The organism is Enteroscipio rubneri, from assembly GCF_963929405.1.
Classification (GTDB): domain Bacteria; phylum Actinomycetota; class Coriobacteriia; order Coriobacteriales; family Eggerthellaceae; genus Enteroscipio; species Enteroscipio rubneri.
Genome location: NZ_CAWVIN010000003.1, coordinates 1,270,532 through 1,292,122 on the forward strand (window position 1 = coordinate 1,270,532; position 21,591 = coordinate 1,292,122).

Below are 21,591 nucleotides of genomic sequence, written 5' to 3' on the forward strand. Positions count from 1 at the left end.
AGATGAAAAAGACCGAAATAAGCGAGCGTGGAACCGGAGCGCGTGAGAAACTACAACGGCATGCGAAACCGAAACGACATGCGACATCGGAGCGCGTGCGAAACCGGATGCACGTGGGATCTGCGCATGCTTCCCCGAGTGCTATACTGAAGCGCGTTCGGATACGAAAGGCACAAGCACATGACGGCAGAAGAGCTTCCCAATGGATTTACCGGCTTCTCGCGGCGCAAGCCCAACGGCTTCGTGCCCGCGAGTTCGGCTATGGGCATGCCGCGCTATGTGGGCGGACAGCCGCCCGCGGCCGGCAAAAGCGCCTTCGAGGCGACATCCGCCGCGTTCGGAGGCGGCGCGCAGGGGGCGTTTCAATATGCGCGCGACCATGCGCGTTCGGACACGGGGAGCATGCAGTTCGACCCTGAGAAGTTGCGCATGATACCCGCGACCGATCGACGCTGGTCATGGACCGAGATCGACCTGAATGCGGTGCGGCACAACGCACAGGCTGTCAAGCAGCGCGTCGGCGCAGGTGTGCGCCTCATGGCCGTCGTCAAAGCCGACGCCTATGGGCATGGCGCCGTGCGTTGCGCCAAGACGGCTCTCAACTCGGGTGCGGATTACCTGGGCGTTGCTACTGTCGACGAGGCTGTCGAGCTGCGCGAAGCTTTGGTGAACGCGCCCGTCCTCGTCTTGTCGGAGCCACCCGTCTCGTCCATCCCGCTGCTTTTGGCGTACAAGGTGATGCCGAGCGTCTACACGCCCGAGTTCGCCATCCGCTACGGCGAGATGGCCGATGCCTACGGGATGCGCGCGCCGTATCACCTGGCCTTGAATACGGGCATGAACCGCATCGGCGTGCGTCACGACGAGGTCGTCGAATTTCTGAGCCAGGTGAGCTTCCACCGCGCGCTTGATCTGGTTGGCACGTTCACCCACTTCGCCACGGCGGATTCGGTCGAGACGCTCGATTTCCAGATACAGACGAAGCGCTTCATCGAAGCGATTGCAGCCATGCGCGCAGCCGGCGTGGATCCCGGCATCGTGCACGCGGCCAACACGGCGGCGGCCATCCGGTATCCGGATGTGCATTTCGACATGGTTCGACTGGGCGTAGGCTTGTACGGGCTGCATCCGTCCCAGGCGACTCGTACGATGATCGATCTCAAGCCTGTCATGAGCGTGCATGCTCGTATCACCGACGTGCGCACGGTGCCTATGAGCGAAGGCGTGAGCTACGGGATGAACTACCGCAGCCCCGGCAGCGTGAAGGTGTGCACCGTTCCCGTGGGCTACGCCGACGGGCTTCGACGCGGGCTGTCCGGGCGAACCGACGTCATCATGCAGGGCCAGCGCTGCCGCCAGGTGGGCAACATCTGCATGGATCAATGCATGTTCGAGGTCGATCTGCGAGTATATGGCAACCGCCGGCGCCTTGATCCGCAGATCGGCGATGAGGTGCTGCTCGTGGGTCGCGGGGGCGATTCCGTGATTACCCTCGATGACATGGCCAACACCCTGGGCACGATCAACTACGAAGTGGCTTGCGGGTTCGGCCTGCGAATGACCAAAGTGTACGTGTAAAGGAGGCCCTGCATGCCGAAGCCGCATATTCCCTTGGAGGATATTCGCGCGCAGGTGGAGACCTGCCGTGCGTGCCCGCTCGCCGACGGGCGCACGCAGACCGTGTTCGGCGTCGGCAACCCCGAGGCGCGCGTGCTCATCGTGGGCGAGGCGCCGGGCAAGAACGAGGACTTGCAGGGTGAGCCCTTCGTGGGCGCTGCCGGCAAATACCTGAACGAGCTGCTGGCCATCGCGGGTCTGCGCCGCGAGGACGTGTTCATCGCGAACGTGCTCAAGTGCCGCCCGCCGGGGAATCGCGATCCGCGCCCCGAGGAGATCGAGCTGTGCACCCCGTACCTGCGCGAGCAGACGCGCACCATCGACCCCGAGTTCATCGTCACGCTGGGCAACTTCTCTACGAAGTTCATTTTGAAGACGGAGATCGGCATCACGCGCCTGCACGGCACGGTGCAGCGAGCGGGCAAGTTCAAGGTGTTCCCCATCTTCCATCCGGCTGCTGCGCTCTACGACGGCAGCAAGCGCGAGGCCCTGGAGAACGACTTCGCCACGCTCGGCGAGCTTCTACGCGCGAGCGATGCGGAGCGTGCGCGGGCAGCGCTCGACGCGTCGGTGGAGAAGGCCGAGCAGGTTGCCGCAGCCGCCGAGCAGCCGAACCCGAGCGAACCCCCCGAGCCCGAGCAGTCGCGGCTGCTGTAGAAGGCTACTTTCTGCATTCTGAGCCTCGCTAACGAAAGAAATCGGTCGATTTCTTTCGTTAGCAGGGTGCGATCGGTTCGGGTTCGGACAAGAGAACCGTCCCCCCCGTCCCATCTCGCCGAGGCTCCCGTGTCGTTTACAGCCATTTCTTCTTTCGGAAGTACAACAGTTCAAGTGCCACAAGAACGAGGCATGCGACGATGATGGCAGGATAGCCCCATTCCCAGTCGAGACCGGGCATGTTCGCGAAGTTCATGCCGAACCAGCTGGTGATAAGCGTGAGCGGCGCAAACAGTGTTGTGATGACGGTGAAGAACTGCATGGTGTCGTTCTGTCTGATGTCGATCTGCGTCTGGTAGAGTTCGCGCAGCTGCAGACTGTACTCCTTGAGCGTCTGCGAGCGCTTCAAAAGCCGCTCTGCCTGACGCACGAGCACGAGGAACAAGCGGCTTTCCTCATGGGTGAGCAGCTTGTTCTCGTTTTCCGCGATGCCGCTTGCCATGTCCACCAGCTGCTGGTAGTACGTGTCGATGCGCAGCAGCTTGCGTCGGAACACGAGCATGCTCTTGCTCTCGGCGTCCGTGTTATGGTCGAGAATGGCCTCCTCCACGTCTTCCATGCGGTCCTCGATCTGCGCCAGGTATGATAGATCGTTCTTGATCAGCAGCTTCATGAATTCGAAAAGGCAGTGCGCGACAGTCGGCTCCTTCATGACGCCGCCTGATGCTATCGCATCGAGCAGTCGCGCGGAGGTGCCTTCCTCGTCGAGGAAGATGAGGTTCGTTTTGTCAAGGTAGAATGCGAAACAGAGGGGGCTTCCCAACACATGGTTCTTGTTCGGCACGGCAAACGATCCGATCAGGAAGCTGGGGAAAACGTCGAGGTAGGTGTTTTCCACGGTAGCAAGGTTTCGGAGCGATTGCTGCATATCCTGGGTGCCAAAGCTCAGGTCCACGAATTCTTTGGACGTCAACACTTCTGCTACGGGCGTTCCTTCCGCGACGGGGGCGTCGGCAGGAACCGCTTCGAGGCGGTCTTTGAGCACATACTTGTGAGCCATGGCGCACACTTTCGGACGGAGGTGCGGGGACGCGGCATGCGCGAGCGCGCAGCCGACGGCATCACGGTAGCATGCGCGTTTGCGCGGATGCGGATCTGTCGGGTATCCGTTGGCGCTTCGTCATCCGGCTATCGAAACAGCTCGTCGCCTATTCCCCTGATGGACGGGATGATCTTCGCCAGTGAGCGCTCCAGCGACACGTACGCGGGCGACTTATCGTCCTTCTTGCTCACGAGGCAAATTGGAATGTCGACGGCGTCTTCGGGCGCGAACGGGCAGATGACAGCGCCGGGGAACAGCTCTCCGAATTCGGGAATGGCCGGCACGACGAAGCAGCCGCGCTCGCGCGCAAGTACCCGATAGACATCGAGCAGCGTGGGCTCGGAAATGTCGAGTCGGACGTCGGGATGGCGTTCGGACAGCTCGTCGCGAACCGTTTGAAAGAAAAAGTCGAATTGAGGAGAGACGCAGAGAGGTCTGTCGGCAAAATCGTCAAGGGTCACCGAGCTCTTCTTGGCGAGGTCCGCGAACTCCATCAGAAGGGCGCCGGTGGAAACGGTGCCGACCTGTAGCACATCGAGCAGCGGGAGCTCGGTGGTTCCAAGCGTAATGAACGCGTCGATCGATCCCGTGAAGAGCGCGTTGATGCATGCGTCGCGGGAGCCGAGGGTCACGTGCGGTTCGATGTCGATCGATTTTTTAACGAACGAGACGATGTGCTTGTTCACGATATGCTTGGTGGCGAACGACGGAGAGCACAGCATGAGGCTGAGCTCCTCTTGCGCTTTGTCGCCGGATGAGGAAGCAAACGCCGTGAGATCCGAAACGCCAGCGAGCACGTCCTTCGCCTTGTAGTACAGCTTGCAGCCGAACGCGGTGAGCTCGACGCCGTGCGATCGGCGCACGAAGAGATCCTCCTGGAATTGCCGCTCGAACTCGATGAGGCCGCGAGAGACCGCCTGCACAGTGACGTCGAGTTCCTTGGCTGCCGCCGAGAGGCTTCCTCGCTTCGAAACGGTGACGAAATATGTGAGCTGCTGGATGCTGAACATGGGTATGGATTGTACTTCACGTCGTAGAATCGTCGCAGCTGGCAAAGCAGTTCAACCTACTTTTGAAGCGGATGGGTCTCCGATCCGTCATCGTTTCGGGTCGATCGGCCATGGTTTATGCGGCCCGGCCGATGGGCGGCTTGCCGTCGCGTTTGTCTTGCTGTGCTGATGGCGTACGAGCGCATGCTTGTTGGGCGGGACGGTTTGCTGAGGCCGAACGCCGTTTGCGCTGGATGTTCGACCGCTTGCGACGTGCGCGGGACCGCTTGCATGAGATTTTGCCCCGTACTGCCTTGGTTTGCAGCCCTTGGCCGTCCGAAACACATTGGAAACACTTCGGCTGAGGTTCGGTTGGTATAATGCGCGACACTTGCTACCGAGTGCGGCACCGTTTTTCAGGTGCTGTTTTTTATTATGAGCGATGAGCGAGAAGGGATGAGGCAACGTGTATCCCATCGAACGGGCAGAGCAACTCAACGCGGAAGTCACGCGCATGGTGGTCCGCGCCCCCGAAATCGCGCGGAAGATCAAGCCGGGCCAGTTCATCATGCTGCGCATAGACGAGCGGGGCGAGCGCATCCCGCTCACCATGAACGATTGCGATCCCGATGCCGGCACCGTCACGATCGTCTTCCAGGCGGTGGGCGCAACGACGAAGCGCCTCGCGCAGATGAAGCCGGGAGAAGTGCTGCACGATTTCGTGGGCCCGCTTGGCAACCCGACCGAGCTCGAAGGCGTGCGCCGCGCGTGCGTCATCGGAGGCGGTCTGGGCACTGCTATTGCATATCCGCAGGCCAAATGGCTGTACGACCACGGCTGCGAAGTCGACGTGATCACCGGTTTCCGCACGGCGAGCCTTTCCATACTTGAGGATGAGATTGCGGCATGCTCTGCACGGCAGATCGTCATGACCGACGACGGTTCCAACGGGAACAAGGGACTGGTGACCCAGGCGCTCCAGCAGCGCATCGACGAGGGCGCGGACTACGATCTCGTGCTGGCTGTGGGACCTGTCGTCATGATGAAGTTCGTAGCTGCTACGACGCGGCCCTACGGCATCAGAACGCTCGTGAGCATGAATCCGCTCATGATCGACGGCACGGGCATGTGCGGCGGCTGTCGCGTGAAGGTGGGCGACGAGTATCTGCACGCCTGCGTGGACGGCCCGGACTTCGATGGCCATCTGGTCGATTTCGACGATGCCCTGCGTCGCGGCGTGATGTATCGGAGCTTCGAGGACGAAGCGCGTGCGGCAGCGACAGGTGCGCCGATCGACGAAGGTCGCGCCTGCGACGGCAAGGCCGCGTCTGAGGTGGCCGCCGGGCAACGGAAGGGGGCGTAGCATGGCGCGTTTGAGCTACGAGCCGAACAAACAGAAGGAGAAGACTCCCATGCCCGAACTCGACCCCGTCGAGCGGGCGCAGACGTTCGAGGAGGTCGCGCTCGGCTACTCGGCCGAGGAGGCGGTTAACGAAGCGCGGCGCTGCACCCAGTGCCCCAGCAAGCCGTGCATGGCAGGCTGCCCGGTGGGCGTTCCCATTCCCAGTTTCATCGAGCAGGTGGCGCTCGGTAATTTTGCGCGCGCTTACGCTCTCGTGAAAAGTGCGAACTCGCTGCCGGCCATCTGCGGGCGCGTATGCCCTCAAGAGTCGCAGTGCGAGAAAAGGTGCACGCGCGGCAAGCAGGGCGAACCGGTGGGCATCGGGCGCTTGGAGCGTTTCACGTCAGATTGGGCGTTCGAGCATCCCGAAGAAGCTGCCATTGCCATTGAAGAGCTGCGCGAGCAACGGGCAGCTGGCGCTGCCGATGCAAGCCTTCAGACGGATGCAGGCGCGTCCTCATCCGACGATGCGGCGATGGACGATGCGAACGCCGTCTTTCCTGACGTCGATCTTTCCGGCAAGAGCGTTGCGGTGGTGGGATCGGGCCCAGCGTCGCTGACGTGTGCAGGCGAGCTTGCCAAGCGCGGGTGCAGCGTCACGATGTTCGAGGCATTGCACAAGCTGGGCGGCGTATTGACGTACGGTATTCCCGAATTCCGCCTACCGAAAGATCTTGTGGCACGCGAAACGTCCAAGTTGGGGGATCTCGGCGTCACGTTTGCGGTGAACTCCGTCGTAGGCAAACTCTACGATATAGACGAGCTTTTGGAGGAGCGCGGATTCGACGCTGTCTTCGTGGGCACCGGCGCCGGCTTGCCCAGCTATCTGAACATCGAGGGCGAGGGCCTGAACGGCGTTTCGGTTGCGAGCGAGCTGCTCACGCGTGTGAACCTGATGAAAGCCTATCGGTTCCCCGCCTATGATACGCCCGTGTACGCGGGAAAGAAGTGCGTCGTGGTGGGCGGCGGCAACGTGGCGATGGACGCAGCACGCACGGCGAGGCGTCTGGGCGCCGACGTGTGCGTGGTCTACCGTCGCGGACGCGAGGAGATGCCGGCCCGTGCGGAGGAGATCCACCATGCCGAGCAGGAGGGGATTGAGTTCAAGCTGCTGACGAATCCCACGCGCATCCTTGGCGATGAGAACGGATGGGTGTCGGGCGTGGAGTGCGTGCGTATGGAGTTGGGCGAGCCGGATGCGAGCGGGCGGCGGCGTCCCAAGCCTGTTGAAGGCAGCGAGTTCGTCATCGACATCGACATGCTCGTGATCGCTGCGGGATCGAAGACGAATCCGCTCATCGCGAACACGACGCCCGGGCTTGACGTGACGACGCGCAGCCTGATCGTGGCCGACGAACGTACGTGCGCCACGTCGAAACCGGGCGTATTCGCCGGGGGCGATGCCGTGATCGGCGCGGCGACGGTTATTCTCGCCATGGGCGCCGGCAAGCGCGCAGCGGCGGGCATCGCCGAGTATCTGGCCCCGTCGGCTTAATGGCTGTCGGGACGCGTCGTCGCTGCTTGGAGGCCGCCCATGTCGTTCGACCCGATTGCGTATATCAATGAGCCCCGGTGGCAGGAATCGCGCCTCGGGCTTGATCGCATCCGCGTGCTGCTGGAGCGCCTTGACCGGCCGCAGGATCGACTGAGGTTCGTCCACGTTGCCGGCACGAACGGCAAGGGTTCCGTTTGCGCCTACCTGGCCTCGGTTCTGCAGATGGCGGGGTACCGGACGGGTTTGTTCACAAGCCCGTTCATTGAAAGGTTCGAAGAGCGCATCCGCGTGGACGGGGCCGATATTCCGCGCGACGAGCTGACCGCTGCGACATGCGCCGTCAAGGAGCAGGCCGAGGCGCTCGCGGCCGAGACAGGCGATCACCCTACAGAATTCGAGTTGATGACGGCCGTTGCGCTCGTGCACTTCGCGCAGGCGGCGTGCGATATCGTGGTGCTTGAAGTAGGGTTGGGTGGACGGCTGGACTCGACGAACGTCATTGAGCCTCCGGAGGCGTCGGTTATCGTGCGCATCGGGCGCGACCATACGGCGCTTCTGGGCAACACGCTTGCGGCCATTGCATCCGAGAAGGCGGGCATCGTGAAGCCGGGTGCTCCGGTCGTTTCATGGCCGCAGGAGCCCGAGGCGATGGCCGTGATCGAGCGCGCCGCCGAAGCGTGCGGCGATGCGCTTGTGGTGCCGGACTTTTCGGAGCTTCGCGTGGGCTCTGCCAGGCCTGCAGGTGCCGCGACGCAGGGCGCGCTCGTCCGCCCGTTCTCCTACAAGCGCTTCGCCGACTTGAGCACGCACTTGTTGGGCGGCTATCAGCCGGCTAATGCCGCGCTTGCTATTGAGACGATCGAGGTGCTCCGTACGCGCGGATGGAGCATCTCCGACGAGGCGTTGCGCACGGGGATCGCACAGGCGCGCTGGCCCGGGCGCTTCGAAGTGGTCGATAGCGGTCCCAACCGACCGACGATCGTCGTTGACGGCGGCCATAACCCCCAAGGCGCGCACGCATTGGCCTCGTCGTTGGAAGACATGTTTCCCGGCGCAAGACCCGTGTTCGTGATCGGTGTGCTCGAAGACAAAGATTATCCGGCTATGCTGGAGGCCGTGATCGCGCTCGGAAGCGCGTTCGTGGCGGTAGCTCCCGACAGCCCTCGCGCTCTTTCGGCCGATCGCTTGGCCAGGGCTATCCGCTGGGCCGGACAGGATCTGCTCGGTTGTTCGGCGTGCGTGAAGCCTGTGGTCGCTCAGGATATGAACGACGCGCTGCGCCGTGCCTGCGAACTCGCCGGTTCTGACGGTGTCGTGTGCGTTTTCGGGAGCCTTTACAGCGTCGGCGCAGCCAAGCGAGCGATCGCCGCTATGAACCGAGACTGACCTGCGGCGCTTCGGCGATTCGATCAGTCCATCGAGAGCGCATCGTAGAGCCTACGCGGAATGACGACGGCCAGCCTTGCAGCGGCCTCCTTCGGCGGCGGTGCCGTGCCGAGCCGGTACCATTCGGTAAGGATCTCGGTTTCCGTCTTCACCCAGGTGTCGATGCAGAACATCAGCTCGTCGTCTATATCCGCCTTCCGGTAGTCCTGCAGCGTCTCGACGAGCACGCGCTTGCGGTAGTGGGGCATGATGTTACGGTCTGCAGGCGAGTTGAGCGTGTACTGGGTGGCCGCCTCGAAGAACTTTTTCTCCAGGGAGAGCAACCGGATGTGGTGGAAATAGCCTGTCTCCCAATCGATGGTCCTGCCCACTTCGATGAGGTAGAACTGGTGGACGTGGATGGGCCACCACCAATGCAGGCTGTACTTGCTGTCGAAATGCCGATAGAACGTCTGTCGCGATATGCCGGCCCTCTCGCAGAGCTCGCCTACGGTGATATGGTCGAGCGAGCGGTCGACCGCGTGCATGATCCTCAGTTTGATCTGCACGTCCTCGCTGTCAAGAAGCCCCTTGTGCTCCCAGTCTTCCCGTGCCATGAACCCCTCCCTCCGCATCGTCGTGCGGACCCCCCCTACAGTAGTATAGCCCGCGTGCGCCGATGCTGCACGCGCCGCCGCGCAGGGCGCCCCGCGAACGCAGTCGCGGGGCGCCCGAGCTCGATGCCTCGAGGCAGCCGCTTTCGGACGGTATCGGGAACAGGCGGCGACGCTAGGCGTCGACGGGTTTCAAGCCGGCCGCCTCGGCGGCGGCGCGTAGGTCCTTCCAGGTGGCAAGGTGATCGATTTCGAGCGCTTTGCAGACCTCGTCGCAGATGCCGCATTCGGTGCAGGTCCAGAGGCCGTTCTGCACGGCTTCGACCACGCGGTCGCCCTGATCGTAGGGATCGTAGAAGCGGTTGGCGATGGCGATCATGCCAGTCGGCCCGATGAAGGACTTCGTCCCCTTCATTTGGACGACCGGGCTGGCGGCCATGCATACGCCGCAGCGCGCGCAGTATTCGAGCGGTTCGAGCTTCTTGTAAAGGTCGGGATCGACCGGAGCCTTAACCTCGTCGAGCGTAAGATCGAAGGCGCGTTGACGTGCAAGGATTCTACTCACCTTGTCGGTGATCCTCGTCTTGTCGACGATAAGATCGCGCACGACGGGGAATCCGGTCAAGGGACCGACCTCGTTCTTCCCGCCTTCGTCCACAAGGGTGACGCAGGCTAAACAGGGCGTGCCGTTCAGTGTCATGGCGCAGCGCCCACAGACGCGCCCGCGGCAGCTGTAGTCGAACGCGATGGGCTCGATGGTATCGTTGATGAGGACGAGCGCCTCCAGCAGGGTCATGTGCTCCCAATGCTCGATATCGTATTCGGAGAACGATGGCTCCGCGTCGACCGAGGGGTTGAACTTCTGTACTGTGACTTTCATGATGTCTCCTTACGCCTCGATCCGTCGGACTAGTCAAGCTCGACGACGGGCACGGTTTCCAGCTGCATGGCGCCGTCAACGTTGCGGGCGACGATATTGCAGGTCCATGCCCCGGGATTCTCCTCGGGGTACTCGGGCCGATAGCTGTGCCCGCGGCTTTCCTCGCGCATGAGCGCGGCACGCGAGCTGGCTTCGGCGATGTCGAGAAGGTTGCACGCTTCGATGGCCGCCTTCCAGTCGGTGTTGTACGTGAGCGTGGCGTCGCCGAGCGTCATGTTCGGCAGTTCCTCAGAACGGATGCGCGCAAGCTCATCGACCGCCTGCTGCATCGCTTCGTTTTCACGCGTGGGCTGGCAGGCTTGATAGGCCGCCTTTTGGATCATGCGTGTGACTTCCTGCGGGCGTTTACCGCCGCCTTGGCGCAGTCTCAGCTCGTGCAGGCGGTTGATCTCCTCCTCGATGGCATCGAATGCGAAGGATGCGGGGCGTTTCGCCCCCTCGCCTTCGGCGTACTCGATGGCTTTCATCATCGCGTAGGAGCCGTCGCGATAAGCGACGTTCACCGACGAGCCGCCCTGGGCACCGTACACGCCTCCGCCTCGCGAGCAGAATAAACCCGGCATGCCCTCGACCATGAGGTTCTCATCGACACGGGGATTTCCGCCGTGCTCGTAGGCTTCAAGGGCGCATTCCAGTTTGGTCGAGGCTACGTCGATGCCGAAGACCTCCCGCCACAGCTCGACGTTGCGGCGGTACACTTCGCCCATGGCCGCGAAGGCTTCCGGGTTCGAGAAATCGACGTATACACCCCCGTTCGGCGATCCGCCCCCGTCGTGGATGGCCTTCGCAATGGTGCGGGTGAATGTGATGCGGTCAAGCGTGGAGTAGTCCATGCCGCGGAAGAAATAGGTGTCGTTGGCGTCGCAGATATACTCGCAGCACAGATTGTCGGCTCCGATGCCGCCCACGAACGTGGCAGCAAGACCCATGGGGTACATGCTGATGAGGTCGAACTGGAAGAACTCCGAGTCCTGCAGCGCCGCGCCGCGCCGGTAGGCTGCGGCATCGACGTCGCCGGTATTGTCGGGCGAGTTGATGGATGTGGGTGCGACGGTGTTCCAGCCGTATATCCACGAGCTTGCTCCCGTGCAGGATATTGTGGCCTTCGCGCGGAACACGCGTACGACGCCGGTGGGGATGTGCAATCCGACGGCTCCGATGCACGCCCCATCCTCTATGATCACATCGGTGATCATAGTGTGGTCAAAGATGCGCGCGCCGGTGCGCTCTACCGAATCCGTGAAGTAGCGCGGAAAGCCGTTGAACGTTCCGAACAATGGATAGCCCGGCATATCGAGGCCGGGCGCAAACGTCCCGTCCTCATCGCGCACGAACAGGTTGTTGCCCTCCTGCGCGTAGCGCAGAAGCAGGTTGCGTTCCTCGACGGTGAACGCCTCGTGCGTGGCTTTCGCGATCTTTTTGTTCGTGAGTTCGTTCAAGACGAAGTCCTCGGACTGGTCCCAGGGCGTGTCGGTTTGGATGAAGTTCACCCAGTTGCACCAGTTGTAGCCGCAGGCGCCGCCAAAGTGGAAGGGTCCCTTCTCCACGACGGCCACATCTTTGCCCTGCTTGTGCGCCTGCAGGGCGGCGTGCGATCCGGCAAGCCCGCCGCCGATGATGAGGATTTCGGTGTCGTAGAGCTCGAAAGCCGCCGTTGCAGATGCGTTTTCCGCGCCCGAAGAGCCGCTGCCGCCTGCCGCGCCGCTTCCAGTCGAGCAGCCTGTCGCCGTGCCGAGCGCCCCCGAAAGCATGATCGTGCCGAAGGCGACGGCACTCCCGCCCAAAAACGCGCGCCGCGATATGCCGGTTCCTTCCGTGCGGGTAGTGCTTCGCTCGCTATCCATGATGCTCCTTCCCCTCCGATGAGCCGTGCGCGCGGGTGCGCGCCGTCGACACCATTCTTCGTGGCGGCGCGGCGCAGAGCAAAGGACGGCCCGGTGCATTCGTTCTCGTTCATGAGACAATACCGACGTTTGTCCTCGAAACGGGTACAAGGGCATGCCCTTATCGAGCATGAGCGCGTGGTGAAGAGGGCGACGGAAGAACAGGACCGATCGAGCGCCCTTGCCGGGTCCGGGAAATCCTGCGCTTTGCCGTATGCGTTGCCGCTGGATCGAGCGCGGTGTTTTCTCACGCGCTTTGCTCTTCTTCGAGGCGCGTGTCCCGCAATTTGACGATTCGGCTGCTTCATACCTTGATCGAATATTCATTGCAAAGTGCGCTATGCTGAAAATGGAATAACACCACACGCGTTTCAACGCGTTGTTGAAAGGTATAGCGGTATGAACATGGCAGGAAAACTGGTCGCCGTCGGGACGGCTCTCGTCCTGGTTTGGGCAACGGGCGGCATCGGCTCCGCCCCGGCATTCGCCCAGAGCGCGAAGCCTGATCCCGCTTCGTCGTTGTGGGCCGCGAGCGCGAATGCGGAAACGGGCCGTGCGGAAGCGGACGATCCTGCGGCGGATGGCGGGTCCGACGGTGCGCCTGAAGGCGCTGCTGGGACGGTCGATCCGAAGGAGCACCTGGACGCAGAATCCCCGCACGAGGAGTTCGCGCCCGATCCGAGCGGTTCTTCTTCGGCGGAGAGCGATGCGGGCGAAGCCGATGGCGAGGATGCGGAGCCTACGGACGAGAAACCGCTCAAAGAGGGGATCTTGGCGGTGCTCGCGCTCGTGCAAGGCGACGGGCTTTCGTCTGCGGCCTCTATCGAACGCTCGGGGTCGACGGTATACGCCAACGGCGTGCCGATCGTCGTAAAGCCGGATGCCGATGGGAAGGCATATATCTTCGATGGCGCGGGTACGGTAAAGCTGGACGAAACCCCTCTTGCTTCAGGATCGAAGGTCTACGGTGGCGGCAACGGCGTGGATATCGACGGGAATACGAGCATTTCAGTCGAAGCGGTATCGAATATATCCATTTTCGGCGGCGGGTATAACGGAGCCGTTTCCGGCAATGCTCGCATCTCTGTCGCAAACGCATCGACGGGCACCGTGTACGGGGGCGGTTTCTCCGACGGCTCGCGTGCGGCCGATATCGGCGGGAGCGTTTCCATCGATCTGGCTGGCACCGGCACGAAAAGCAAGGTGTATGGCGGAGGCTCTGCCGAAGCGTCGAAGGGCGACGCCTCGGCGAACGTCGCAGGCGCGGTACGTATTTCGTGCGAGAATTTCAATCATCAAGGGGGAAGCTCCGTATATGGTGGCGGCTATGCGCGTACGAGCTCTGCATACTCGGCGAGCGCACAGGTGGGTAGCGTGCAGATGGAGGGATCCGGTCCGACTTACGTGCTGCGCGGCGGCGGATGGGCTTTCGCTTCGGGATCCGGCGCCGCCCATGCCGACGTGCTCGGCGCCATCGAGATCGTATTGACCGATCCCGATGTGCGCGAGGTGTACAGCGGAGGCTATGCCGACGGAGCTGCAGCCACGGCGGATGCCGCATCCGTCGACACAACGGTGGTGGGTGGAGAGATGATGATGCTGTACGGCGGAGGAACCGCCGACGGCGGCTCGGCGAACGTGGCAGGTGCGGCGAACGTGACCATCGACGGGTGCTCGAATCTGTACGGCTACACCATCGGCGGCGGCAGCGCTTCGAATGCGGGCAGCGCCGACGTGGGCTCTGTCGCGATCTCGATTCACGATTCGGTGGGCCCGGTCGAGAAGCAGCTGGGCAGCTGGGTTGCCCAAGCCGTCTACGTTGGCGGCAGCGCATCTGGTGCGGGATCGCATGCCGATGTGACGGGTTCGGCATCGCTTGCCATCGAAGGCGGAAGCATGGCTGGCAACCTGTACGGTGGGGGCGACGCCTCGGGCGGCGCTTCGGCGACAGTGAAGTCGCTCTCCGTGCGCTTGTCGAACATCGCAGCATATATGTTCAACGATGGGAATCAGGACGTTGCTGGACTGCTGAGCCTGTTCGCGGCCGGAGAGACTGTTGAAGACGGCAGCTCGTCGCTCGTGCAGGATGCGGGGACGTCCAGCTTTCCGGGTTGAATCTTGAAAACCTGTGGGGTGCTGTGTCGGCCGTCGACGACGACCCGTTCGCTCCTACCGCACAGGTCGGGGCGAGCTTTCAGGAGGGGGCGGGCCTGACGGCTCTCTTGGCGTGCATTGATCGCATCGAGCTCTCGCATGAGCTCGTGGTGCCCGCATTCCAACCGAAGGGGAACGGCGTTCCCACCATGATACGCGCGTCGAACTTCGCCGTCGGCGATGCGCTTGTCACCTGCCCTGCTCCCGACGCCCATGCAGACTGGTTTGCCCTTGATGATCGCGAGATCGGCTTCGAGCAACGTGAGCAGAGCGCTCAATGGCTTTTCAGCCGCGCAAGCGGCAGCATCGTCGTGGACCCGGAGGCGGATGCGGGGGAGGTGCCCGAAGTCGCGCTGGCCGATCCGGACGGCGCACTGTCTTCGTTGCTGACCGATGAGGATCAGGCGGCTCTTGACGGGGGTTCCTCGGTGACGTTTGCTCTCAAGGTCGCACCACATGATCTCTCCTCCGATGAGCAGTCCCTGTTGGCTGAGATCGCTCGCCTTGCTTCGTATACCTTCGTTCAGCATTTGGACATTTCGCTGGCGAAGCAAGTCGATGGCGTCGAAACGCCGCTCTCGACGCTTTCCACGCCTCTGCGATTGACCATTGCGACGCCCGGCGAGGCGGCGGATGCTCAAACGCCTACGAAGTACGCAGTCGTTCGTGTTCACGAAAACCCCGATGGCACGTTGGAAACAGCCGTGCTTGAAGACAAGGACGACGATCCTGCCACAATCACGATCGAGACGGACGCGTTCTCCACGTACTCGCTCGCGTACGCCGTCGAAGGATCGGGCGGTACGACCGACCCGGGTGGGAACGGTGGAGGTTCCGGCGACGACGGCTCGAACGGCGGCGAGGGTCAAGGAGGTTCGCTCGATGGGGGAGGAACCGGCGGAGTCGACGGCCAGACGGGATCTCGTGGGCAAAACTCCGCAGATGATCCGCTCGGCGATGGAGCGAACGCGTCTGCCACAGGCGGGAAGGATTCCGCAGGGTCTCTGCTCGCGACGAGCGATCCGACCGCAGTGTTCGCGCTTGCCGCCGCAGGCGTGATCCTGATCGCCGCCTGCACTGTCGGCGCTGCGGCTGTTCGACGTTCTCGTCGCTCGTAGCAGCGGAATCGGCTAGCCTGGAACGACTGCCTCAAGATGCAAGCGGACCCGCCGAAGCGGGTCCGCTTTTTCGATCTGCTACGTTCGGCGCGCGAGGCTCGATCGGCCGTCGCGGCAGCCGCTGCCGAATTTTACAGCGAGTCGATGTACTTCACGAGGTCGCCGACGGTTTGCAGGCCCTCGGGCTCGCCGAAGTCGACTTCGCAGGCCTCTTCGAGGTCGCATATGAGTTCGACCATGTCGAGCGAATCGATGCCGAGCGAATCGAAGGTGGAGTCGTCCTCGACGGTTGCGGGATCGATGTCGAGATTCTCCTCGAGGATGTTCTTCACGGTGTCGATGGTTGCCACGATGCTAGTCCTCCTTCTGCTTGAGCAGGCCGTAGCCGCCATCGTCGCGGCGATACAGCACGTTTACCATACCGGTGTCGCGATCGGTGTAGGCGAAGAAGTCATGGCCTAGCAAGTCGATCTTGATGAGCGCCTCGTCGCGGGTCAGCGGCTCGAACTCCATCACCTTTTCGCGCACGATCTCCTCGCCGGCCAACTCGTCCATAAGGCCGTCTACGTCCAACTCGCCGCTGGCAGCCGTTTCGGGTGCGCGGATGGTCTCGCCTTCAGCGCGCAGCTTGCGGTCGATCACGCGGGTCTTGTACTTGCGCAGCTGACGCAGCACCTTGGCAGCGGCTACGTCGATGGCCGCGTACATGTCTTCTTCGCATTCTTCCACGCGGATGATGTGGCCCTTCGTGCGCAGCGTCACTTCGCAGCAGGCGGGGCGGGGGTTTGCGGGGTTCTTCTCGACGAACAGCACGACTTCGGCCACCAACGGGTCGATGTCCATAACTTTCATGGAATTGCCGATCTTCTCGTCGGCATACTGACGCAGTGCATCGGTTACAGGCATTTTGCGTCCGGTGACGGTAACGCTCATAGCGATCACCTCTTACCTCGTGGCGAATAAAAAAACAGCTCGTGATGAAGCCGATGCCTGGTCGTGCAGAGAAAGCAGCGAATGCTCTTCGTGCGCTCCAAGCTGACTCCTTCCGTCAAGCTGATGACAACAGGATAGCGCAATTCCTGATATTTTGGCGGGGCATTTTACAACGCGTTGTGAATTCGATTTAAAAACGCGTAACGAACCGGCGAACATGCCGCGCTCATGAAGGATAATGGACGGGTGGCCGCCGGGGCGTCGCGCGCATCGCCCCTCGGCGGGCCGTATTCCGATCGGGCGGCTGAAAGGCCGCTGCGCGCAGACGAGGACGACATGACGGACAAGGATCACGACGGCTCTCCGCGCATCTTCATATCCGAAGTGCAGGGCCATCAGGCGAGGTATCGCAAGCTCATCCAGTTCACCCACTCTTCGACGAAGGCGGCCGGCGCAATGCTGGCGGCGGCCGTTATCGCGCTTATCGTGGCCAATTCCGGTGCGTACGAGGCGTTTCTGGAGTTCTGGCACACCGAAGCGGGGTTCTTCTTCGGCGAGGCGTTCGCCGGCATGTCGCTCGCGCACGTCATCAACGACATCTTCATGGCCGTGTTCTTCCTGCTGGTCGGCCTCGAGGTGAAGTACGAGCTCACGGTGGGCGAGCTGACGAACATCCGACAGGCCATTCTGCCCATCATGGCGGCTATCGGCGGCGTGCTGGTGCCCATTGCCTTCTACCTTGCTTTCAACGCGTCCAGCCCGGAGTCGGTGCAGGGCTGGGGCGTACCCACGGCCACCGACATCGCCTTCGCCCTCGGTATTCTGGCGTTGCTCGGCAACCGCGTGCCCAGTGGCGTTCGGGTGTTTCTCAGCACGCTTGCCGTGGCCGATGATATCATTGCCATCCTTGTCATCGCGGTTTTCTACGGGCACAGCCCCTCGCTTCTGTGGTTGGCTGGCGCAGCAGGCGTGCTCGCGGTGCTCGTTCTCATGAATCGCAGCCATATCTACTCCCTCATCCCGTATCTGGCTGTGGGACTCGTGCTGTGGTACTGCGTGTTCATGTCGGGCGTGCATTCCACCATCGCCGGCGTGCTGCTGGCGTTCGTCATCCCGTCGGGATCCCGCGTGAACTTGAAGAGCTTCACCGATTGGTCGGGCACCAAGGTGCGGGAGGCGCACGAGACCTACGAGCCCGAGACGCCCGTCATCGCACAGGGCGCATACATCGAGACCGTTCGGTCGCTCAGCCGCATCGCCCGTCAGGTGGTGCCCCCCGCGACACGACTCGAACACCGTTTGTACCCGTGGGTGTATTTCGGCATACTGCCCCTGTTTGCACTGACGAATGCCGACGTGAGTTTCGCTGGCGTCGATGTGGGCGCCATGCTGGCCAGCCCTGTGCTCTATGGCGTCTTGCTGGGATTGCTGGTAGGCAAGCCCCTGGGCATCATGCTGATGAGCTTTATCGTGGTGAAGCTGAAGGTGGCCTCGCTGCCGGAGAACGTGAACTGGTTCCACATGCTGGGCGCCGGGGTATTGGGTGGCGTCGGCTTCACGATGTCCATCTTCGTGGCGAATCTGGCGTTTGCGGACGAAGCGCTTGTCTCCACCGCCAAGCTGGGCATCTTGGTGGCATCGCTGCTTGCGGGTGTGCTAGGATTCGTGCTGCTCATGGCGCAGGCGAAAGTTGCGCAGAAGCGGGGTGTGGCCTACCTGTCGGGCAGCAGCGATGATGTGACCCGCCAGACGGCGGGCGGCGAGGCGGCGCGCGATACGCAGGAGCTGTTGCGCGAACTCGAGGATCCTTCCGTTCTCGGTGAGATCGAGGCCGCGAAGAAGCGCGGCGGGGTGTTCGAGATCGTCGTGGACCTGGGCGAAAGCGGTCTTTTGGGCGGCGGCTCCATTGGAGACGTGCGCGAGGCCGTGCGCGACGAGGTAGTCCGCGTTTTGAGGGAAGAGGGCAGAGACGATCTGGCCGACAAGGCGCAGGAAGAATTTCGGGAACACGCGGGTGAGCCGCCGCTTGCGAGCGTCGAAGAGGTGCTGCGACGCGAGCGGCCGGAACTTCTGAAAGACGCGCTCGAACGCGAAGCCGACGATGCGACGGGCATGTCGGGCGACGATGGGAAGCGGCGGTAGAAGAGGTGCCGGGCAATCCGCACGTCGGATGCTTGCTCGCCTGCGGAGCGGTACATGCCGCGATAAAGTATCGACGAGAGGGATCGATGAAGAGGAGGAGCGCCGTGGAAGCTGCAGCGATCGTGTTGGCCGCGGGGGCCGGAACACGCATGAAATCGAAGAAGCCGAAGGTGGCTCACGAGGTGCTGGGCAAGCCGCTCGTCCGCTGGGTGGTGGACGCGGCGCGCGCGGCGGGCGTCGAGCAGGTGGTTTCCGTGGTGGGCCACGCCCGAGAGCAGGTGGTTCCGCTCCTGGAAGCCGATACGCAAACGGTGGTGCAGCACGAGCAGAACGGGACGGCCGGCGCCGTGGCGGTGTGCGCCGAAGCCCTTGGCGACTTCGATGGCGCGTTGGTGGTGCTTTCCGGCGACTGCCCGCTCATCACGGCCGAAACCATCGCTCGGCTGATTGCGGAACGCGAGCGCACCCAAGCGGCTGCGGTGGTGCTCTCCATGGAGCTGGATGATCCGTTCGGTTACGGGCGTATCGTGCGCGACGGCGACGGTGCCGTGGCGCGTATCGTCGAGCAGAAGGATGCATCGCCCGAGGAGGCGGCCATCCGGGAGTGCAACTCGGGCTTCTACTGCTTCGACGCACGGGCGCTGTTCGATGCGCTACAGCAGGTAGACGACGACAACGCCCAGGGCGAATTCTATCTCACCGACGTGCTGGAGATCTGCCGCGCGGCCGGACGGCCGGTGCAGGCGCTCGCCTGCGACGACACGAGCGAATGCCTTGGCGTTAATTCGCGCATCCAGCTGGCTGAGGCCGGAAAACACCTGCAGCGGCGTATCAACCGCGCCCACATGGCCGCGGGCGTGACCATGATCGATCCCGATCAGGTGTGGATCGGTCCCGACGTGGTCATCGGCCAGGATGTCGAACTGCTTCCGCAGACGTTTCTCATGGGTAGAACCCGCGTGGGGGAGGACAGCGTGATCGGCCCGAACTCGCGCCTGACCGATACCGTGGTGGGTTGCGGCTGCACGGTGGACGAGACGGTTGCCGTCGAGGCGCGCATCGACGATGGCGCCACGTGCGGGCCGCGGGCCTACTTGCGCCCCGCGGCGCATCTATGCGAGGGGGCGAAGGCGGGTACGCACGTGGAGATCAAGAAGTCGACAGTCGGCAAAGGGTCGAAGGTGCCGCACCTCAGCTATATTGGCGACACGACCATCGGCGAGGATGTGAACATCGGCGCGGGATCCATCACCTGCAACTACGACGGCAAGAAGAAGTGGCCCACCACCATCGGCGACGGCGCGTTCGTGGGAAGCGATACCATGATGGTTGCGCCGGTAAACATCGGCGCCGGCTGTATCATCGGCGCGGGTTCGTGCATTACGAAAGACGTGCCTGCCGATGCGCTGGGACTCACGCGCCCCGAGCAGCGCACGATCGAAGGCTGGGCGGCCAAGAAGCGCGAACGCCAGGAGCAAGCGTAGGGAAGGCGACAATGAGCGTCGGTTATCGCTCGTTGCGGTCAATCTGCGTAAAAGCGCTGGTTTCCTCTACGCGAGCGCGCTGCCTGGGGATACAATAGGCGCATTGGAAAGAGGAGTCAGTCGACGCGGCGGCGGCCCGCGGTGGACGAAGGAGCATGCACATGACGGAGATGCAGAAGAGCATGGCGGTATTCTCGGGTTCGGTGAATCCCGAACTTGCCGACGAGATCGCTCGGGAGCTCAACGTCGCGCTGGGCAATGTCAAGCTCGAGAAGTTCGCGAACGGCGAGATATACGCGCGCTATCAGGAGAGCGTGCGTGGCGCCGACGTGTTCCTCATCCAGTCGGTGTGCGGCGGCGCAGGCTACGACGTAAACGATGCGCTCATGGAGCTGCTCATCATGACCGATGCGGCCAAGCGCGCCTCGGCCCGTACGGTGTCGGCGGTCGTTGCGCACTATGGCTATGCGCGTCAAGACCGCAAGGCCGCCCCGCGCGAGCCGATTACCGCCAAGCTCGTGGCGGATCTTCTGGCGGCTGCCGGCGTGGATAACGTGATCACTATCGACCTTCACCAGGACGCCATACAAGGTTTTTTCGATTTGCCGGTGAACCATATGACGGCCATGCCCATCTTCGTGGACTACTTCAAGAGCAAGCAGCTCGAGCAGGAGCGCCTGTGCGTGGTGTCTCCCGACGTAGGTCGCGCGAAAGCCGCGAAGAAGTTCTCGACGATGCTCGACTGCGACATCGCCATCATGCACAAGGACCGCCCGAAGCACAACCAGGCCGAGATCACGGCACTTATCGGCGATGTGACCGACAAGATCTGCATCCTCAACGACGACATGATCGACACGGCCGGCTCGCTGGTGGCGGCGGCTAACACGCTCAAGGCGAAAGGCGCCGCTGAGGTGTACGCCTGCGCCACGCACGGCCTGTTCAGCGGCCCGGCATACGACCGCATCGCGAACTCGTGCATCGAAGAGGTGGTGGTGACCAACGCCGTGCCCGTGCCGCTCGAGCGCCAGACGGGCAAGGTAAAGGTGCTCTCCGTGGGCCCGCTGTTCGCACAGACCATCAACAATGTCTATACCAACGGTTCCGTGGCACGTTTGTTCGAGTAGCGCACTATGTATTTGATCGTAGGTTTGGGAAATCCGGGCGAGGAATACGAGCACACCCGGCATAACGCCGGGTTCGATGCGGTGGACGTCATCGCCGAGGCAGTGGGTGCGCGCTACTGGAAGACGGAATGCGGGTCGCTCACGGCCAAAGGCGTCTGGCGTGATCACGACATCGTGCTTGCGAAGCCACAGAGTTTTATGAATACATCGGGTGGGCCTGTAAAACAGCTCATGAACGCCTATAGCGTTGAGCCCGATCGACTCATCGTGATCCATGACGAGCTCGACATCGATCCGGGAACCGTGCGCGTCAAGTTCGGCGGAGGACATGCGGGGCACAACGGCCTGCGCTCCATCTGCGACAAGCTAGGAACGCGAGATTGGGCACGCGTGCGCGTGGGCATCGGTCGCCCGCCAGGGCGGATGCCGGTCGTGGACTGGGTGCTGTCGCGGCCGCGCAAGGATGCTTCCGACGATTTTGCCTATGCGGTTGATCGTGGTGCGCAGGCGGCGCTTTCACTGGTGGACGCGGGGTTAGAGAAAACCCAGCAGGTGTTCAACTAGGGGGC

Annotated in this window: 18 protein-coding genes; 11 read left to right on the forward strand and 7 right to left on the reverse strand. The window is 62.6% G+C overall.

Annotated elements, in window-relative coordinates; genetic code table 11:
• Nucleotides 1–180: 180 nt before the first annotated feature.
• Both alr and ABGT83_RS12250 read left to right on the forward strand, forming a co-directional pair.
• A complete protein-coding gene (gene alr / locus ABGT83_RS12245) occupies nucleotides 181–1,578 on the forward strand; it encodes an alanine racemase (RefSeq protein ID WP_103263828.1) in 1,398 nt (465 codons plus the stop codon).
• Between the two features lie 12 nt (nucleotides 1,579–1,590).
• On the forward strand, nucleotides 1,591–2,274 hold the full coding sequence (locus ABGT83_RS12250; protein WP_346687826.1) for a uracil-DNA glycosylase: 684 nt from the start codon (nucleotides 1,591–1,593) through the stop codon (nucleotides 2,272–2,274).
• 136 nt (nucleotides 2,275–2,410) lie between these two features.
• On the opposite strand, the gene ABGT83_RS12255 is transcribed toward ABGT83_RS12250, so the two are convergent.
• Together ABGT83_RS12255 and ABGT83_RS12260 are read right to left on the reverse strand one after the other, a co-directional pair.
• A complete protein-coding gene (locus ABGT83_RS12255) occupies nucleotides 2,411–3,334 on the reverse strand; it encodes a magnesium transporter CorA family protein (RefSeq protein WP_346687827.1) in 924 nt (307 codons plus the stop codon).
• A gap of 128 nt (nucleotides 3,335–3,462) precedes the next feature.
• Nucleotides 3,463–4,386 (reverse strand): LysR family transcriptional regulator, encoded by a 924-nt coding sequence (locus ABGT83_RS12260; RefSeq protein WP_346687829.1) that lies wholly within the window; start codon nucleotides 4,384–4,386, stop codon nucleotides 3,463–3,465.
• 445 nt (nucleotides 4,387–4,831) lie between these two features.
• Here ABGT83_RS12260 and ABGT83_RS12265 point away from each other — a divergent pair, with 445 nt between their 5' ends.
• The 3 genes from ABGT83_RS12265 to ABGT83_RS12275 are packed head-to-tail and all read left to right on the forward strand — an operon-like array spanning nucleotide 4,832 to nucleotide 8,648.
• Complete coding sequence (locus ABGT83_RS12265) at nucleotides 4,832–5,728, forward strand: sulfide/dihydroorotate dehydrogenase-like FAD/NAD-binding protein (RefSeq protein ID WP_346687830.1); 897 nt, start codon at nucleotides 4,832–4,834, stop codon at nucleotides 5,726–5,728.
• 1 nt (nucleotide 5,729) lies between these two features.
• Nucleotides 5,730–7,262: an NADPH-dependent glutamate synthase gene (gene gltA / locus ABGT83_RS12270; protein WP_346687831.1), complete on the forward strand. Its 1,533-nt coding sequence runs from the start codon at nucleotides 5,730–5,732 to the stop codon at nucleotides 7,260–7,262.
• Between the two features lie 39 nt (nucleotides 7,263–7,301).
• Entirely contained in the window at nucleotides 7,302–8,648 is a 1,347-nt protein-coding gene (locus ABGT83_RS12275) for a bifunctional folylpolyglutamate synthase/dihydrofolate synthase (protein WP_346687833.1), read from the forward strand.
• Nucleotides 8,649–8,671: 23 nt separating this feature from the next.
• Here ABGT83_RS12275 and ABGT83_RS12280 read toward each other — a convergent pair whose 3' ends face one another.
• The 3 genes from ABGT83_RS12280 to ABGT83_RS12290 form a co-directional block, all read right to left on the reverse strand.
• Nucleotides 8,672–9,244, reverse strand: coding sequence for a TetR/AcrR family transcriptional regulator (locus ABGT83_RS12280; protein WP_346687835.1), 573 nt, complete (start codon nucleotides 9,242–9,244; stop codon nucleotides 8,672–8,674).
• Between the two features lie 172 nt (nucleotides 9,245–9,416).
• Nucleotides 9,417–10,121: a succinate dehydrogenase/fumarate reductase iron-sulfur subunit gene (locus tag ABGT83_RS12285; protein WP_346687836.1), complete on the reverse strand. Its 705-nt coding sequence runs from the start codon at nucleotides 10,119–10,121 to the stop codon at nucleotides 9,417–9,419.
• Between the two features lie 29 nt (nucleotides 10,122–10,150).
• Nucleotides 10,151–12,025, reverse strand: a complete 1,875-nt coding sequence (locus ABGT83_RS12290) for an FAD-dependent oxidoreductase (RefSeq protein WP_346687837.1) — start codon at nucleotides 12,023–12,025, stop codon at nucleotides 10,151–10,153.
• A 438-nt stretch (nucleotides 12,026–12,463) separates the two neighbouring features.
• Here ABGT83_RS12290 and ABGT83_RS12295 point away from each other — a divergent pair, with 438 nt between their 5' ends.
• Both ABGT83_RS12295 and ABGT83_RS12300 read left to right on the forward strand, forming a co-directional pair.
• Nucleotides 12,464–14,179, forward strand: a complete 1,716-nt coding sequence (locus ABGT83_RS12295; RefSeq protein ID WP_346687839.1) for a hypothetical protein — start codon at nucleotides 12,464–12,466, stop codon at nucleotides 14,177–14,179.
• A 23-nt stretch (nucleotides 14,180–14,202) separates the two neighbouring features.
• The gene (locus ABGT83_RS12300) at nucleotides 14,203–15,336 is read left to right on the forward strand and encodes a hypothetical protein (protein WP_346687840.1); all 1,134 of its coding nucleotides are present in this window, start codon (nucleotides 14,203–14,205) and stop codon (nucleotides 15,334–15,336) included.
• Between the two features lie 131 nt (nucleotides 15,337–15,467).
• On the opposite strand, the gene ABGT83_RS12305 is transcribed toward ABGT83_RS12300, so the two are convergent.
• Together ABGT83_RS12305 and hpf are read right to left on the reverse strand one after the other, a co-directional pair.
• Complete coding sequence (locus ABGT83_RS12305) at nucleotides 15,468–15,686, reverse strand: acyl carrier protein (protein ID WP_103263839.1); 219 nt, start codon at nucleotides 15,684–15,686, stop codon at nucleotides 15,468–15,470.
• A 4-nt stretch (nucleotides 15,687–15,690) separates the two neighbouring features.
• The gene (gene hpf, locus ABGT83_RS12310) at nucleotides 15,691–16,269 is read right to left on the reverse strand and encodes a ribosome hibernation-promoting factor, HPF/YfiA family (protein WP_103263840.1); all 579 of its coding nucleotides are present in this window, start codon (nucleotides 16,267–16,269) and stop codon (nucleotides 15,691–15,693) included.
• Nucleotides 16,270–16,605: 336 nt separating this feature from the next.
• Here hpf and nhaA point away from each other — a divergent pair, with 336 nt between their 5' ends.
• The 4 genes from nhaA (at nucleotide 16,606) to pth (ending at nucleotide 21,586) form a co-directional block, all read left to right on the forward strand.
• Nucleotides 16,606–18,411, forward strand: coding sequence for a Na+/H+ antiporter NhaA (nhaA, locus tag ABGT83_RS12315; protein WP_103264231.1), 1,806 nt, complete (start codon nucleotides 16,606–16,608; stop codon nucleotides 18,409–18,411).
• 104 nt (nucleotides 18,412–18,515) lie between these two features.
• Nucleotides 18,516–19,895, forward strand: coding sequence for a bifunctional UDP-N-acetylglucosamine diphosphorylase/glucosamine-1-phosphate N-acetyltransferase GlmU (gene glmU / locus ABGT83_RS12320; protein ID WP_103263841.1), 1,380 nt, complete (start codon nucleotides 18,516–18,518; stop codon nucleotides 19,893–19,895).
• Between the two features lie 161 nt (nucleotides 19,896–20,056).
• Nucleotides 20,057–21,022 carry a ribose-phosphate diphosphokinase gene (locus ABGT83_RS12325; RefSeq protein ID WP_103263842.1) on the forward strand — a complete coding sequence of 322 codons (966 nt, stop codon included), beginning with the start codon at nucleotides 20,057–20,059 and terminating at the stop codon, nucleotides 21,020–21,022.
• Nucleotides 21,023–21,028: 6 nt separating this feature from the next.
• Nucleotides 21,029–21,586: an aminoacyl-tRNA hydrolase gene (pth, locus tag ABGT83_RS12330; protein ID WP_103263843.1), complete on the forward strand. Its 558-nt coding sequence runs from the start codon at nucleotides 21,029–21,031 to the stop codon at nucleotides 21,584–21,586.
• Nucleotides 21,587–21,591 lie beyond the last annotated feature (5 nt).